Genomic DNA, 15,296 nt, shown 5'->3' on the forward strand with positions numbered 1-15,296 from the left:
CGGGACCGATCCGAACCGCGGAAGACCGTGGTGCGGATCGGTTCTTGGTTGTTCGGCGCCTGATCGCACAGCCGCGCGAGCAGGAAGCAGCGGTGTTGCGCTGTCGGTATACCAACGCTTAGCATCGCCTCACCGCACCACGACCCCACAGGGCCCGACCGACACCACCGGTCCGCCCGCGGCGAGCGCTCCACCGTTGCAGCCTCCGTCCGTCCGCTGCCGGCACTCGCTCCTCAGGACCCGCACGTGAACCCCTCCCCCTTCGGTCTGTACGACCCTGCCCGCGAGAACTCCGATTGCGGCGTCGGCTTCATCACCCGTCTCGACGGCACCCCGAGCCACGACGTCATCGTGAAGGGCGACGAAGCGCTCTGTGCGATCCCGCACCGCGGCGGCAAGTCCTCCGAGGGGGTCGGCGACGGTGCCGGCGTCAGCATCGACCTGTCCGTGGAGTTCTTCAGCGCGCTCACCGGCGAGGAGCTCCGCGCAGGCCACTTCGGCGTCGCGAACTGCTTCGTGCCGAGCCAGCCCGACGAGCGCGACCGCGCGGTCCGCACGGTCACGGAGCAGATCGAGCAGCAGGGCTTCGAGCTCCTCCTCGTCCGCGACGTCCCGGTGGACCACTCCATCGCCCGTCCTGAGGCCGAGCAGTACCAGCTGCCCATCGTGCAGTGGGTCTTCCGTGCTCCGGAGGACTGGTCCCGCGACGTCGTCGACGCCGCCGCCAACCGCGCCCTGCTCGCGATCGAGGCGATCTCCTACGGCGAGGCGGCCGAGCAGCACCTCGAGCACGCCGCCCTGTCGCCGCTGTCCCTGAGCGCCCGCACGCAGGTGCTCAAGGGCCGCCTGAACTCCGGCGAGGTCATCGGGTACTTCACCGACCTCAGTGACCCACGGCACTCCGTCCGGACGCTGTACTTCCACACCCGCTTCTCGACGAACACCGAGCCGCACCCGACGATGGCGCAGCCGTTCCGCCTGATGGCGCACAACGGCGAGCTCAACACCGACCGGAAGAACCGCCTCTCCGACGAGGCGCTCGCCCGAGCACGCACGCGCAGCATCGTCCGTCCACCAGGACAGTCCGACTCGAGCCGCCTCGACCAGACCCTGCAGAGCCGCGTGTTCGACGACGGCCTGGAGATCGTCGAGGCCGTGGTGTCGCTCATGCCGCCGGCGTGGGAGAACGACCGCACGCTGACGGACGACGTCCGGGCGATGCTCGAGTACTTCTCGCTGTACGAGGAGAAGAACGACGGGCCCGCCGCCGTGATCTTCAGCGACGGCGACGTCGTCGGCGCCCGACTCGACCGCCTGGGACTCCGCCCGCTGCGCACGGTCGAGACGGCCGAGTACCTGATGGTGTCGTCCGAGGCCGGTCAGGTCACGTTCCCGGACGACGAGGTCGTGCACCGTGGCCGCATCGAGGCCGGCGGCATGCTCGTCGTCGACCACCGCACCGGCACGCAGATGCGCACCGGCGAGGTCCTCGAGATGCTCGCCGCCCGCCGCGACTACGGCACGCTGCTCGACGACGCCCGGGTGAACCTGGACGACCTGCCCGCGCCGGACTACGACCGCACCACGAACACCCTCGGCTACGACGGCGACCTGTCGCTGCAGGGCCGCTACGTGGCGTACTCGCTGAACCAGGAGAGCTTCCGGTTCATGCTCGACCCGATGCTGCAGAACGGCTCGGAGCGGATCTCGGCGATGGGCTACGGCAACGCCATCAACGCCCTCAGCGACACCGAGGGCGGCATGGCGAAGTACTTCTCGCAGCGCTTCGCCCAGGTGACGAACCCGCCGCTGGACTCCATCCGTGAGGCCGACGGCATGAGCATGCGCGTGGCCCTGGGGGCCAAGCCGGACGGTACGGGCGCGCAGACCCGGCAGCTCGTCGTGCAGTCCCCGATCCTCGGGCACCTCGACATGGTGCGGCTCCGCGACCAGGACATCGTGCCGCTCGAGCGCTTCGACATGCTCTACGTCCCCGTCCTCGGTGACGAGCAGGCCAACGCCGACGCGGTGCGAACCGCGACCGAGCGGCTCGCCGACGCGGTCGTGGCGTTCGCCGAGCAGCGGGGCGGGATCGCGGTGCTGACCGACCGTAGTGTCTCGAGCACCTCCGCGGCGCTCCCCGTGATCCTCGCCGTCGCGGCGGTGAACCAGCGCCTCATCGAGACGGGTCTGCGCCTGCGCGTCTCGGTCGTCGCGGAGAGCGGCCAGCTCCCCTCGTCGCACCACGTGGCGACGGCGCTCGGCTTCGGCGCAGCAGCGGTGTACAGCCTGTCCGCGCGGCTCCGCGCCGAGGAGAAGTACCCGGCAGCCCCGGCACCGGCCGGCGAGCTCACCGCCACCGATCAGGCGCTGAAGCAGTTCAGGAAGGCAGCCGAGAAGGCCCTCGCGAAGACGATGGGCCGAGTGGGGCTCTGCACCGCCGAGAGCTACATCGGTGGCGAGTTCTTCGAACCGAACTACCTCGACACCCGCGACGACCTGTTCGCCCGGGTCTTCCCGCACATGGACGCCCCGGTCGGTGGTGTCGGCTTCGCCCGCATCGCCCAGGCGGCGACGGACTGGCACGAGCGCGCGCGGAGCGTGCAGGGCGACGCCCAGGTCCCGCTCCTCGGGCTCTTCAAGGAACGTTCCGACGGTGCCGGGCACTCGTTCGGCGTCGCGAGCGTGCGCGGCTTCGGCGGCATGACCGAGGAGCGTCCGTCCTTCGAGCGCTCCGGTGACTCGGAAGCGCTCCGGCTCCTGACGCTCGGGCAGCTCGACGACGCGTTCGGGATCTCCGACGCCGCGTACCGGAACACCGGGTACGACCGGCTGAGCGACGCCGAGATCGACGCCTTCCGCACGACTCCTGGCTACCGGACGTTCCTGCAGACCACGCACGAGGAGCGCTCGCGCCGCCCGAGCGCGCTCCGCGACGTGCTCGCGCTCCCCGCAGACGTGACCGGCATCGACACGGCGGAGGACTTCGCCCGCGAGCTCGGCCGGTTCTCGCTGACCGGCAACAGCAGCGTCACGGTGCGCGGTCTGCTCGGCTCACGGGTCGGTGACGGAGGTCCGACGGGAGGCCCGGTGCGGTTCCGTCTGCGGCTCACGTCCGCAGGATCGCAGGGCACCGAGCGCCACACGGCTCTCGCGAGCGGGCTCGCCCTGCTCTTCCCCGGCCAGGTCGACGTCGACGACGTCGACGACACCCAGGTGACGCTCCGCGCCACCGGGTTCGCCGTCGACCTCCTCGCGCTCTTGGAGAGCGCACCGGAGAGCGTCGAGCTCGATGACGTCCAGCCGGCGCACGAGATCACCAGGACGCTGGCGTCGGGTGCGATGAGCCACGGGGCGCTCGTCGCCACCGCGCACGAGGCGGTCGCGCACGGCACGAACATGGTCGGCGGCATGTCGAACAGCGGTGAGGGCGGCGAGCACCACTCCCGCTACGGCACCATCCGCGGCTCCCGCATCAAGCAGTTCGCCTCCGGTCGCTTCGGTATCTGGGCGGGCTACCTCGCCGACCCCATGCTCGAGGAACTCGAGATCAAGATCGGCCAGGGTGCCAAGCCCGGCGAAGGCGGCCAGCTGCCGGCGCCGAAGGTCACGGTCGACATCGCCGCTGCCCGTGGTGGCACCCCCGGCGTCGAGCTCATCTCGCCGCCGCCGCACCACGACACGTACTCGATCGAGGACCTCGCGCAGCTCATCCACGACTGCAAGGCCGCCCGCGTCCGGGTGATCGTGAAGCTGGTGTCCTCCGAGGGCATCGGCACCATCGCCGTGGGTGTCGCGAAGGCCGGCGCCGACGTCATCAACGTCGCCGGGAACACCGGCGGCACGGGGGCTGCGGCCGTCACGAGCCTGAAGTACGCGGGCCGCTCCGCGGAGATCGGCGTGGCCGAGGTCCACCAGGCCCTCGTCGCGAACGGCCTCCGGCAGAAGGTCACGCTCCGCTGCTCCGGCGCGCACCAGACCGGCAGCGACGTCGTCACGAGCGCGCTCCTCGGCGGTGACAGCTTCGAGTTCGGCACCACCGCGCTGATGATGCTCGGCTGCGTGATGGCGAAGAACTGCAACGTGAAGTGCCCTGCCGGTCTCACCACGAACGCCGAGGCGTTCGAGGGGGACCCCCGCGCGCTCGCGCAGTACCTGCTGAACATCGCGCACGACGTCCGGCAGATCCTCGCCCGCCTCGGCCTGCGCTCCCTGCGCGAGGCCCGCGGTCGTACGGATCTGCTGCAGCTCCTCGACCACCCGGCGAGCGTCGGACGCCTGGACGTGCGGAACCTGCTCGCGCAGGTCCCCGAGAAGGTCGTCACCGACCCGGAGTACCTGGAGAAGGACTTCCGCACCGACGACGCGCTCATCGAGCGGGTCCGCACGGCGCTCCTGACCCACCACGAGCACTCCGTCACCATCGACGGCGTGCTCCTCGGCAACGCCGACAAGTCGGTCGGCGGCCAGTTCGGCATCGACGTCGAGCGGATCCTCAACCACGAGCTCCGCGACGCGTCGTTCGAGGACGTCCCAGCCGTCACCACGGACGACCGCGGTCGCCGGCGCCTGGTCGACGGTGCCGTGACGATCCGCACGAGCGGCTCCGCCGGGCAGTCCTACGGCGTCTTCAACAACGACGGCGTTCTGCTCGAGCACACCGGCACCGCGAACGACGGTGTCGGCAAGAGCCAGAGCGGCGGCCGCATCGTCGTGCGCGCGCCGGGCGGCGGCAGTGCCGAACGCGGTGGGAACGTCCTCATCGGCAACTTCGCGCTGTTCGGCGCCACCGGCGGGCGGACGTTCGTCGAGGGCGAGGCCGGTGACCGGTTCGCCGTCCGGAACTCCGGCGCGACCGCGGTGGTCGAGGGCCTCGGCGACTTCGGCTGCGAGTACATGACGGGCGGCGCGGTGTTCAACCTCGGCGGCTTCGGCAAGGGACTCGGGAACGGCATGTCCGGCGGCTTCCTCTACCAGTACGACCCGTCCGGGCAGGTCACCGAGCGCGCCAGCACCGACTCGCTCCTGGTCTTCCCCGTCACCGACACCGAGCGCGGCGCGTTCCACGAGGACGCGGCACGACTGCTCCTCGCATGGCACCTCGAGGCGACCGGCTCCGAGCTCGCGAGCCGGCTGCTGGCCGACTGGGACACGACCCGCACGCACGTGTTCGTCGGCATGCCCCGCGCGCTCCTGCTCACGCAGGACGCCGAGGCGATCCTGGCGGCCGCGACGAGGAACGAACTGCTCGACGAGCTCGCCACGTCGACCGCGACGGACAAGCTCCGCGCGTTCAAGGTCGACTACCGCGACCGCCGCACCGTGCTCGACGGCCGTGCCCCGGCGCTCGGCGACCAGGGCGACGACATGTTCTCGCTGCTGTCGTCGTACACGGTGCTCGGTGCCGCGCAGGACGTCGCGCTCGAGCGGGTCCCCGGCGCGACGGACCCGAACGACCCCCGCGTCGCCGAGGCCGTCAAGAACCTCGTCCTGACCGAGGACTTCTTCGTGAAGCAGCGCGTCGTGAAGTACCTGCGCGGCACGCTCGAGAAGTTCGCGGACGACGAGCTCGCCACCCTCATCGCGATCAAGCGACTCGACGACTACAAGCGTGCGCTCACGCAGCGGAACAACCGCAGCATGGACGCACCGGGAACGACCGGCTGGATCATGCACCAGAACGCCAAGAACGACGGACGCGTCCGCGCGGCGCGCTTCGACGAGCTGCTCGCCACCGCGGCGCTCGAGGACATCGCCCGCCGCGCTCCCGAGGCCCCTGCCGAGGCGGTGACCGCGTGACCCTGCTGCCCCCGACCGGCTCGCTGATCCCGGTCGACGCCCCGTTTTCCGCTGCCCAGGAGTCCTGGCTCGCCGGGTTCATCGCGGGGATCGCGGCCGCCGGCAAGAAGTCCCAGGCACCGGCGCCGACCACCACGATCGACGTGCTGTTCGGCACCCAGACCGGCAACGCCGAGTTCCTGGCCGACGAGCTCGTCGCCGGTGCGCGTGCCCGCGGACTCGGCGGCCGGTCCACGGCGCTCGACGACGTCTCCCCCGAGCAGCTCGCCGGGATGTCGCACGTGCTCGTCGTCACCTCGACGTACGGCGAGGGCGAGATGCCCGACAACGCCGGTCTGTTCTGGGACGCGATCCAGTCGGACGCCACCCCGCGGCTGGAGGGACTGCAGTTCGCGGTCCTCGGGCTCGGCGACAGCGGCTACGACGAGTTCTGCCAGGCCGGCAAGCTCCTCGACACCCGGTTCGAGCAGCTCGGCGCCACCAGGATCAGCGACCGCGTCGACTGCGACGTGGACTTCGAGGACCCCGCGGCCCTCTGGACGGCCGGCGTCCTCGACCGCATCCAGGCCCAGACCGGCGCGGACGGGGCACCGGGCGCGACCGCAGCCGGCGGGGCGGGCGCGAGCCGAGCCTCCAGGCCGGGTTCCCAGTGGAACAAGCGCAACCCGTACCGTGCTCGCCTGGTGGAGAACCGGCTGCTCTCCGACCCGCGCAGCGCGAAGGAGATCCGCCACTACGAGTTCGACCTCGGCGACAGCGGCATCACGTACACCGCAGGAGACGCACTCGCCGTCGTGCCGCGCAACGACGACGCCCTCGTGTCGGAGCTGCTGGACCACCTCGGCGCCACCGGCGACGAGCGGTTCGACGGTCGGGCCGTCGTCGATGTGCTCCGCGACGACCGGGAGATCCGGACGCCGTCGAAGGACCTCGTCGCGGACCTCGTGCAGCGTGCCCCGGCCAGCGAGCTCGCGGCGGTCGTCGCGCACGGCGACAAGCACGAGCTGGACCGCTGGCTCTGGGGCCGTGACGTGCTCGACCTGCTCCGTGACGCCGGCCCTGCTGCACCCGGGTTGGACGAGCTCCTGCCGTTCCTCCGGCCGCTCCAGGCCCGCCAGTACTCGATCTCGTCGAGCCCGCTCGCGCACCAGGGCCGGATCCACCTGACGATCGCCTCCGTCCGGTACGGCGACGTGAACCGACGGCACTCCGGCGTCGCGTCCACGCACCTGGCCGACCGGGTGGCGGTCGGCGACGAGGTCGGCGTGTACCTGCAGCCGAACGCCGCGTTCAGCGTCCCCGCCGACGACGCCGCACCGCTCATCATGGTCGGCCCCGGGACCGGCATCGCGCCGTTCCGCGGGTTCCTCCACGAGCGGGCCGCCCGCGGCGCCACCGGGCGCAACTGGCTGTTCTTCGGCGACCAGCACCGCGACACCGACTTCGTGTACCGGGACGAGCTCACGGCGCTGCAGGAGCAGGGCGTCCTCACCCGCATGGACCTGGCGTTCTCGCGCGACCAGGCAGAGAAGGTCTACGTGCAGACCCGGATGCGCGAGCAGTCCAGCGAGCTCTACGCGTGGCTCGAGGACGGTGCGACGTTCACCGTGTGCGGCGACGCGTCACGGATGGCGAAGGACGTCGAGACGGCCCTGCTGCAGGTCATCGCGACCGAACGCGGCAAGGGCGACGACGACGCTGCCGAGTACCTCGCCGACCTGCGTCGCGCGAAGCGGTACGTCCGCGACGTGTACTGAGCGGGGCCGCCGTCCCGGCCTTCGGAACCCGAATCCTCGGGCGGGACGGCGACCCCGACCGCCCGGCGCCTGCGGGGAGCCCCCTGATCCGGGTCTCCCCCGTCGTCACGGCACCCTGAGCCGACGACGACGGGAACATCGAGCGGTTCCTGCACCGTACTGGGGTTCACCTGTGGGTGGTACCCGTTGACTCGTACCGATCGGAATGCTAAGCGTCCCCGGGGACCACGGCACGCGACCACGGCGAGTCGTCGCCCGCCGCGGTGTCCGGCGGCTCCGGGGTGAGCACCAGCCCGGACCCGGAGGACGCCGAGGTGTACAGCTCCTCGAGCCACGACCGGTTGATGGACGGCGCCCGGCTGCCGGCGAACTTGAAGTGGAGGCTGGCGTTCGGGTGCAGCCAGATGCTCGACCGGCCGTCGCCGTGCAGTGCGTCGTCCTTCCACGAGAACACGAAGCGGTGGTCACGCCGGAGCATGTTCACGATGACGACCTGCAGGTGCGTGAGGGCACGGTCGTCGACGTGCAGGTCGAGCGTCTCGCCCGCGTAGATCAGTTGGCCCATGGGTCTGTCTACACCGCGGGCCGAACGGGTGGCGGTCAGCTGCGCGCCTCGTAGTGGCGCGCGCCGCCGAGCACACCGGCGAACCGGAACGGGGCGGTGGTCACGCGCGGACGCTCGACGTCGTCGCTGGTCGCGGCACCCGTCGCGTGCAGGGCCCGGTACTCCGCCACCGTCAGTGGGACGCGGGCGTCCAGCGCCGCACGCACGGAGCCGTCACGACGGTGCTGCCGGTACTCGGGGCGGACGACGCCGGTCAGCATCTCGCCGACGCTGCCGGAGCCGTAGCTGAACATGCCGATCCGCTTGCCCGCCAGGTCGTCGTCGAGGTCGAGGAGGGCGGCGAGCGCGATCCAGAGCGAGGCCGTGTACGTGTTGCCGACCTGCTTGTTGTACGTGAAGCCCGTCACCAGTTCGGACTCGTCGAACTCCGTGCCGACGTGCTGCGTGAGCTTCCGGTGCGCCTTGAGCGCCATCTTCGTGAACGGCTGGTGGTGCACGAACCGGTCGATGTCCTCGATCGCCGGGCCACCCCGCGCCGCCAGGTCGTCCCAGGCGCCGATGAAGGCGTCCACGTAGGCACTGACCGACAGCCGGCCGTCGACCAGGGCGGTCGAGCGGTCGTTCGGACGCCAGAAGTCGTCGACGTCGGCGGTGAACACCCCGGACAGCGGCTCGATCTCGATCAGGTCGGGGTCGGCGGCGACGAGCATCGCGACCGCGCCTGCGCCCTGCGTGGGCTCGGCGGCGGTGTCGACGTCGTAGCGGGCGACGTCCGCGGCGATCACGAGCACACGCTCGCGGGGGTCCCGCGCGACGATGCCGAGTGCGAGCTGCAGCGCGGCGGTCCCGCCGTAGCAGGCCTGCTTCAGCTCGACCACGCGCGCGTTCGTCGGGAGGCCGAGCAGTCCGTGCACGAACACGCCGGCGGCCTTCGACTGGTCGATGCCGGACTCCGTCGCGAACAGCACCGTGCGGATGCCCTCCGAACCGTGCCGGTCGACGACCTGCTTCGCAGCGGCTGCCCCCATCGTGACGATGTCCTCGTCCGGAGCGGGCACGCTGAAGGCGTCCTGGCCGATGCCGACGTGGTACTTCGCCGGGTCCACGCCGAGCTGCACGGCCAGGTCGTCGAGTTCGAGCACGTGGTGCCCGGTCGCGACCGCGATGTCGTGGATGCCGATGCCGGTCATGCCGTCTCTTCTCTCCGAGCAGTACCCCGCTCCATGGCGACGTGGGCCGCCATGAGCTCACCGGGGTTGGTCTGTGCGGCGAGCAGGGAGAGCTCGCCGCAGAGGACGGTCGCGGCGCAGAGGCCGGCGAGCCGTCGGGCGTTCGCGCCGGGTTCGCGGTCCTCGCGGCACCCGAGGCGCACCAGGGCGTCCTCGACCACGGGCAGGTCGTTGCCCTTGCCGTTGCCGACCGTCCCGACGATGAGGTGCGGCAGCGAGCACGAGAAGTACAGGTCGTCGCCACGGGCCTCGGCGAACGTGATGCCCTGGGAGCCCTCGACGATGTTCGCGGCGTCCTGTCCCGTCGCCAGGTAGAACCCGAGGAGCATGTTCGCGTAGTGGGCGTTGGCGGAGCGCAGGGCACCCGCGATCGTGGAGCCGACCAGGTTCTTCGCCGTGTTCAGCTCGACGATCCGCTCGGTCGAGGACTTCAAGAACCGCTCGACGACCATGCCTGGCAGGACGATCTCGGCGATCGTGTTCCGCCCGCGGCCACGGATGCCGTTCACCGCCGTCGCCTTCTTGTCGGAGCAGAAGTTGCCGGAGATCGACACGTAGGACAGCTCGGGGTGCCAGCCGAGGATCGTCGGCAGCAGCGTGTCGGCAGCCTGCGTGACCATGTTGTGGCCAGAGGCGTCACCCGTGGTGAACGCGAAGCGCAGGAAGAGCAGGTCCCCGACGATCTCCGGGTGCACCTCGATGAGCTTCGCGAAGCGGCTCTGCCCGGTGACGACCGCCTCGAGTTCCGGCTGCCGCGCGAGGATCTGTCCGGCCGCGATGTGTGCGGCGGCGGCGCTCGTGGCACGCACGACGACGGAGCGGGTCATGCGCTCGTCGACGACGGTCGCGACGATGCCGCCCTCGACCATGCGCGAGATCCGGGCCCCGCGGCCGACGGACGGCCACAGCGGCGACTCGTACGTCGCGAGGGGTACCTCGTGCTCCCCCTCGACGGCGTTGCCGCTCACCCGGAGCGGACCGACCCAGCGTGTGGGGATCGGGGTCTGCGTGATGGTCTTGTCGCTCATTCGACGGTGCTCATTCGATCGGGCCTTCCGGGGGTTGCACGGCGATGGTGAGGTGCCGGATGTCGTGCGCCTCCCACTCGCGGAGGATCCCGGCGGTGTCGCTCTCCGCAGTGTCGCTCGTCGTGGGGACGAGGGCGATGCCGCAGTCGCCGCCGCCGGCTCCTGACGGCTTCGCCGCCCCGCCGGCACGCTCGACGACGTCGCACAGGGTGGTCAGGCGCTCGGTCTCGATGCTGGACCCCACGGAGTCGCCGAGGCGCTGCATCAGGCCGCGCGCGCGCCGCAGGGCGTCCAGCGTGCGCGCGGCGTCGCCGGTCTGGAGGCCCGTGGTCAGGTCGTCCACGCAGGCCCGGCTGTCGTCGAGGAACGCCTGGTACCCGCCGTTCCGGTGCCGCCGCACCACGCCCACGAGCTTCGTGGTGGACGCCGGCGAACCGGTCCAGCCGACGAGCAGGCGCAGGTTCTCGGGAGCAGGCAGGCGCTGGACGTCGAAGCCGTCCCAGGCTTCCGCGTCGTGCAGGATGTCCGACACGGTGCGGGAGTCGAGCTGCGATGCCAGACGTTCGCGGTCCGGGGCGCTGTAGCGGAGCCACCCGCCGAACGTGCTGGCGGCCAGGTCCCCGCCGGACGCGCGGGGGTTCACCCGGATGGTCGCGAGCAGGGCGACCTGGAAGCGCTGACGCTGCGAGAGCCCCAGGCCGTAGAACCGGTCGAGGGCGCCGACCGTGGCGACGGTCACGGCTGCGGACGAGCCGAGCCCGAACTTCCGGCCGCTGGCGTCGTCGAGCTGACTGGAGATGCGGAGGTCGTGGAACCGCGGTTCGATGCCGAGCTCCCCGCGGAGCTTCTCGACGAGGTCGATCGTCGCCATCACGTAGTCGTACGGGTGGTGTTCCCGGTCCAGCGCGATGCCGTCCTCGGCGCGGGTCCACGTCAGCGGCAGGTGCCCGTACTCCTCCGAGTGCACGCTGCCGGCACCGTGCCCCTCGGCGACACGGGCCGTGATGGCGCGGTCGAGGGCGATGATGACGGAGGGCTGCCCCGGCTCGACGACGGCGTACTCCCCCGCGACGAACAGCTTGCCGTGGGCACGGAACTCGATCACTCGGCGGACTCCTTCTGGTCGGGGTGGCTCCCCGTTCCTTCGGAGCGGACGACGTGAGCGGCTGGTCCGGTGCCGGACTCGATGACGTCCCCGAAGCCCGCGAGCGCACCGGCGACGGCACCGCGGTCCTCCGGCTTCGTGAGCACGACGACGTTCGGCCCGGCGTCGGCCGTGGCGTACGCCTCGGTGCCGGCGGCGCGGAGCTCGGCGACGGCGTCGAACACGGCGACGCTGCGGGCGTTCAGGTAGCGGATCGGGGGGAACGAGCCCTCGATCGTCGCGTGCATCCGGAGCGCGTTGCTCTCGGTGAGCTCGCCGACCCGGGTGAAGTCCCCGGCGGCGCAGGCGTCGAGCATGTCACCGACCGTCTCCGTCGTCGACGTCACCCATGCCGGGTAGAACGGCGACGTCGCGATCGTCCGGCGCATCGCCTCGCGCGAACCGATCTCCTTCGGCCCGGCGTCGATCGTCACGACGACCATCGCCATCGGCGGCGCCGGGATCGTCTCCGCGTACGACCCCTGGTCGTCGCCGGCGTGCCAGACCGACACGCCTCCGGGGATCGAGCGCGTCGCCGATCCCGATCCACGGCGCGCGAGGCGGGACAGGTCACGCTCGGACAGGTCGAGGCCGTACGCGGCGGCGGCTGCGGTGGCGAGCGCGGCGAAGCCGGACGCGCTCGACGCCAGGCCGGCACCGGTCGGGACCTCGTTCGTCGACTCGACGAGCGCGCGAGCATCGCTGCCCGCCAGCTGCCGGACGATCTCGAGGAAGCGCTGGACGCGCGTCAACGCCCCGTCGTCGGCGACGTGACCGTTCAGGACGAACGCATCACGAGCCTCCTTCCCGTCCACCAGCGTGACCGTGGTGGTCGTCGGGAAGACGTCGAGGCCCATCGAGACGCTGCCCGTCGCGGGCAGCGCGAGGTCGGCGTCCGCCTTGCCCCAGTACTTCACGAGTGCGATGTTGGGGTGCGCGACGGCGGTGGCAGTGCTCAAGCGCGGTCTCCGATCCGAGTGGTCCAGGTGGCGGCGGCGCCGCTGCCGCGGAGCGCGACCGCGATGCGGTCCGCGTGCTCGCCGTCCGCGGCGAGTGCGAGGACGCAACCGCCCCGCCCACCGCCGGTGAGCTTCGCGCCGAGGGCGTCCGCGCTGCGCGCGGCGCCGACGAGCCGGTCGAGGTCATCACTCGACACGTCGAGCGTGGTGAGCAGTTCGTGCGCGGCGTCCATCGTGGCACCGAGTGCCTGTGCGTCGCCATCCCCGAGTGTCCCCCGGGCTCGTCGCGACAGCTCGCCGATCTGGCCGATGACCGCGTCCACCGCTCCGGGATCGCGGTCGTGCCGCTCGCGGACCGCCGTCACGGCCTCGCGCGTGTGGCCGGGCACGCCCGTGTCGGCGATCACGAAGACGAACTCACCGGTCACCTCGACCGGTTCGATGCGGCCCCCCTCGAACCAGACCGGGACGTCCGCGACGACACCTCGCGCGTCGAGCCCGGACGGTCGACCGTGGGCGACGCGCTCGCACTCCTGGATGAGTTCGTGGTGCGTCTCCGGGTCGAGGACGACGCCGAGGGCATCGGCGACCGCTGCGGTCACGGCGGCGGCGACCGCGGCGCTCGACCCCATGCCCCTGGCCGTCGGGACGTCGCTGTCCACCCGGACGTGGAACTGCTGCCCGGTCTCGCCGAGGTGTCGCAGCGTGGCGGTCACGGCCGTCACGGTCGGCATGACGGCGGCCGGAGCGAGGTCCAGGGGGCCGGTGTGCACCGCTGACTCGAGGTGGTGTCCGGTGCCGCGCGGGATCGGCGTCACGGTCGCCGTGACCAGCACGTCGTTCGCCGGCAGCACGAGCGCGGGTGCGCCGTAGACCACGGCGTGCTCGCCGATCAGGATCGTCTTGCCGTGGGACGACGACGATCCGACTCGAGGCGTCGTTGTTCGTGCTGTGGCTGGGTGGTTGCTGGTCATCGTTGGTGTGGCCAGCCTAATCGTGGTTCGTGTCATTCCGCTCAGCGACGGCCCTACGCTGATCCGGTGGACGACTTCGAGACCGGCACGCACGACATCGACGGTGTCCCCGTGTGGTTCCGCACGCGAGCCGGTTCGGGGCCGTCCGCACCGAAGCTCGTCTTCCTGCACGGCGGCGTCTCGGACGGTCGGGTGTTCGACCCGATCCTCGCTCGCCTCGACCCGTCGTTCGCGGTCTGGACGTACGACCGACGTGGGCACGGACGGACGCCGGACACCGACGAGCCGCTCGGCTTCGCCTCGATGGTGTCCGAAGCGGCGACCCTCGTCGACGACCGCATCGGAGGCCCCGTCCACGTGGTCGGGCACAGCGACGGTGCGAACACCGCGCTGCTGCTCGCGATCGCACGACCGGACCTGGTCGCGTCGGTCTCGGCGTTCTCCGGCAACCTCGACCCGTCCGGGTACCAGCCGGGTTCGGTCACGGCCGAGGAGCTCGACGAGGCGATCGGGGACGACTGGGCGGCGATCGCCCCGCAGGACCGCTCGTACTTCCCGGTCATCGCCGCGAAGACCGTCGAGCTGTGGTTGACCGAGCCCCGCATGACCGCCGAGGACGTCGCACGGATCACGGCCCCGGTGCTCGTCGCCGCCGGGGAGAACGACGTCGTCCGGCCGGAGCACACACGGGCGATCCACGAGGCGATCCCGGGCTCCCGGCTCGTGATCGTGCCCGACACCGGCCACATGCTGGTCGAGGACCAGGCCGCGACGTGCGCCACGCTGATCGAGGAGACGGTCGCCCGCGCTCGATCGTGACCGCGACGGAGCGCCGCGGTGCGCCGCGGTGCACCGCGGTGCGCCGTCGCATCAGGAAGGTTGTGCACAACTCGGTTGCGTGCAATGCTTGGGGCATGCCGGTGACCGACGAGATGGTGTGCTTCTCGCTCTACGCGGCGACCCGGGCGACGACCCAGGCGTACCGCACGATGCTCGAGCCGTGGGGCCTGACGTACCCGCAGTACCTCGTCCTCGTGACCCTCTGGGTGGAGGGCGACCAGACCGTCTCGACCCTCGGCGACCACCTGCAGCTCGACTCCGGCACACTGTCGCCGCTGCTCCGTCGCATGGAGCAGTCCGACCTGGTGCGTCGTGAGCGCCGCAGCGCCGACGAACGGGTCGTCACGGTGACGATCGGCGACCGCGGCCGTGCCCTCCGCCCCGAGCTCGCCGACATCCCCGCACGCATCGCCCGCGGCACCGGGCTCCCCGACGAGCAGTCCGCCGCCGACCTCATCCACACGCTGCAGCGCCTCACCGAGACGATGCACGCCGCGGCCGCGCAGCCCGCCGGGCGCCCCTGAGTGCCCGCCCCAGTCCCCCACGAAGGAAGGAACACCACATGGAAGCCCTCTACACCGCCGAGGCCCTCTCCACCGGCGCCGGCCGTGACGGCCGCGTCGCCACCAGCGACGGCTCGTTCGAGCTCGACCTGGCCATCCCGAAGGAGATGGGCGGCTCCGGCAACGGCACCAACCCCGAGCAGCTCTTCGCCGCCGGCTACGCCGCGTGCTTCCACTCCGCGCTGCAGGGCGTCGCCCGCGCCAAGAAGGTGAAGATCGACGAGTCCTCCGTCGGTGGCCGCGTCCAGATCGGCCCGAACGGCAACGGCGGCTACCAGCTCGCCGTCCTGCTCGAGGTCGTCCTGCCCGGGATCGAGCACGACGAAGCCCAGGCCCTCGCGGACGCCGCGCACCAGGTGTGCCCGTACTCGAACGCGACGCGCGGCAACATCGACGTCACGATCACCGTCTCGGAGGACTAGTCCATGACCGACACCA

Annotated in this window: 11 protein-coding genes; 5 read left to right on the plus strand and 6 right to left on the minus strand. The window is 71.4% G+C overall.

All coding sequences use genetic code 11. From position 1 onward, the window contains the following. Positions 1-246 precede the first annotated feature (246 nt). Together ACIPJ2_RS16885 and ACIPJ2_RS16890 are read left to right on the plus strand one after the other, a co-directional pair. Positions 247-5,799 (plus strand): glutamate synthase-related protein, encoded by a 5,553-nt coding sequence (locus ACIPJ2_RS16885; RefSeq protein WP_402729795.1) that lies wholly within the window; start codon positions 247-249, stop codon positions 5,797-5,799. Beyond that, the gene (locus ACIPJ2_RS16890; protein ID WP_402729796.1) at positions 5,796-7,556 is read left to right on the plus strand and encodes a sulfite reductase subunit alpha; all 1,761 of its coding nucleotides are present in this window, start codon (positions 5,796-5,798) and stop codon (positions 7,554-7,556) included. The genes ACIPJ2_RS16885 and ACIPJ2_RS16890 overlap by 4 nt, the downstream gene beginning before the upstream one ends. A gap of 208 nt (positions 7,557-7,764) precedes the next feature. Here the strand turns inward: ACIPJ2_RS16890 and ACIPJ2_RS16895 are convergent, their stop codons facing one another. The 6 genes from ACIPJ2_RS16895 to mvk are packed head-to-tail and all read right to left on the minus strand — an operon-like array spanning position 7,765 to position 13,455. Continuing rightward, positions 7,765-8,121, minus strand: a complete 357-nt coding sequence (locus ACIPJ2_RS16895; protein WP_402729797.1) for an ATP-dependent DNA ligase — start codon at positions 8,119-8,121, stop codon at positions 7,765-7,767. A gap of 35 nt (positions 8,122-8,156) precedes the next feature. Continuing rightward, entirely contained in the window at positions 8,157-9,311 is a 1,155-nt protein-coding gene (locus ACIPJ2_RS16900) for a hydroxymethylglutaryl-CoA synthase (protein ID WP_402729798.1), read from the minus strand. After that, positions 9,308-10,378, minus strand: coding sequence for a hydroxymethylglutaryl-CoA reductase (locus ACIPJ2_RS16905; protein WP_281265597.1), 1,071 nt, complete (start codon positions 10,376-10,378; stop codon positions 9,308-9,310). The genes ACIPJ2_RS16900 and ACIPJ2_RS16905 overlap by 4 nt, the downstream gene beginning before the upstream one ends. 10 nt (positions 10,379-10,388) lie before the next feature. After that, entirely contained in the window at positions 10,389-11,483 is a 1,095-nt protein-coding gene (locus tag ACIPJ2_RS16910; protein WP_402729799.1) for a phosphomevalonate kinase, read from the minus strand. Continuing rightward, complete coding sequence (gene mvaD / locus ACIPJ2_RS16915) at positions 11,480-12,481, minus strand: diphosphomevalonate decarboxylase (protein WP_281265599.1); 1,002 nt, start codon at positions 12,479-12,481, stop codon at positions 11,480-11,482. Before mvaD ends, ACIPJ2_RS16910 begins: the two co-directional genes overlap by 4 nt. Then, entirely contained in the window at positions 12,478-13,455 is a 978-nt protein-coding gene (gene mvk / locus ACIPJ2_RS16920; RefSeq protein ID WP_281265600.1) for a mevalonate kinase, read from the minus strand. Before mvk ends, mvaD begins: the two co-directional genes overlap by 4 nt. A 66-nt stretch (positions 13,456-13,521) precedes the next feature. Between mvk and ACIPJ2_RS16925 the strand changes: the two genes are divergently transcribed. The 3 genes from ACIPJ2_RS16925 to ACIPJ2_RS16935 all read left to right on the plus strand — a co-directional run bounded on the left by ACIPJ2_RS16925 (position 13,522) and on the right by ACIPJ2_RS16935 (position 15,280). Continuing rightward, positions 13,522-14,274 (plus strand): alpha/beta fold hydrolase, encoded by a 753-nt coding sequence (locus tag ACIPJ2_RS16925; protein ID WP_402729800.1) that lies wholly within the window; start codon positions 13,522-13,524, stop codon positions 14,272-14,274. A 95-nt stretch (positions 14,275-14,369) separates the two neighbouring features. After that, a complete protein-coding gene (locus tag ACIPJ2_RS16930; protein WP_281265602.1) occupies positions 14,370-14,819 on the plus strand; it encodes a MarR family winged helix-turn-helix transcriptional regulator in 450 nt (149 codons plus the stop codon). A 38-nt stretch (positions 14,820-14,857) separates the two neighbouring features. Then, positions 14,858-15,280 carry an organic hydroperoxide resistance protein gene (locus ACIPJ2_RS16935; protein ID WP_281265603.1) on the plus strand — a complete coding sequence of 141 codons (423 nt, stop codon included), beginning with the start codon at positions 14,858-14,860 and terminating at the stop codon, positions 15,278-15,280. Positions 15,281-15,296 lie beyond the last annotated feature (16 nt).

Source organism: Curtobacterium sp. NPDC090217 (genome assembly GCF_044746705.1).
Classification (GTDB): domain Bacteria; phylum Actinomycetota; class Actinomycetes; order Actinomycetales; family Microbacteriaceae; genus Curtobacterium.

Excerpts from the sequence above, each read along its gene's own strand:
- ACIPJ2_RS16895 (WP_402729797.1), bottom strand. The coding sequence starts at position 8,121 with ATGGGCCAACTGATCTACGCGGGCGAGACGCTCGACCTGCACGTCGAC.
- ACIPJ2_RS16900 (WP_402729798.1), bottom strand. The coding sequence starts at position 9,311 with ATGACCGGCATCGGCATCCACGACATCGCGGTCGCGACCGGGCACCAC.
- ACIPJ2_RS16905 (WP_281265597.1), bottom strand. The coding sequence starts at position 10,378 with ATGAGCGACAAGACCATCACGCAGACCCCGATCCCCACACGCTGGGTC.
- mvk (WP_281265600.1), bottom strand. The coding sequence starts at position 13,455 with ATGACCAGCAACCACCCAGCCACAGCACGAACAACGACGCCTCGAGTC.
- ACIPJ2_RS16930 (WP_281265602.1), top strand. The coding sequence starts at position 14,370 with ATGCCGGTGACCGACGAGATGGTGTGCTTCTCGCTCTACGCGGCGACC.
- ACIPJ2_RS16935 (WP_281265603.1), top strand. The coding sequence starts at position 14,858 with ATGGAAGCCCTCTACACCGCCGAGGCCCTCTCCACCGGCGCCGGCCGT.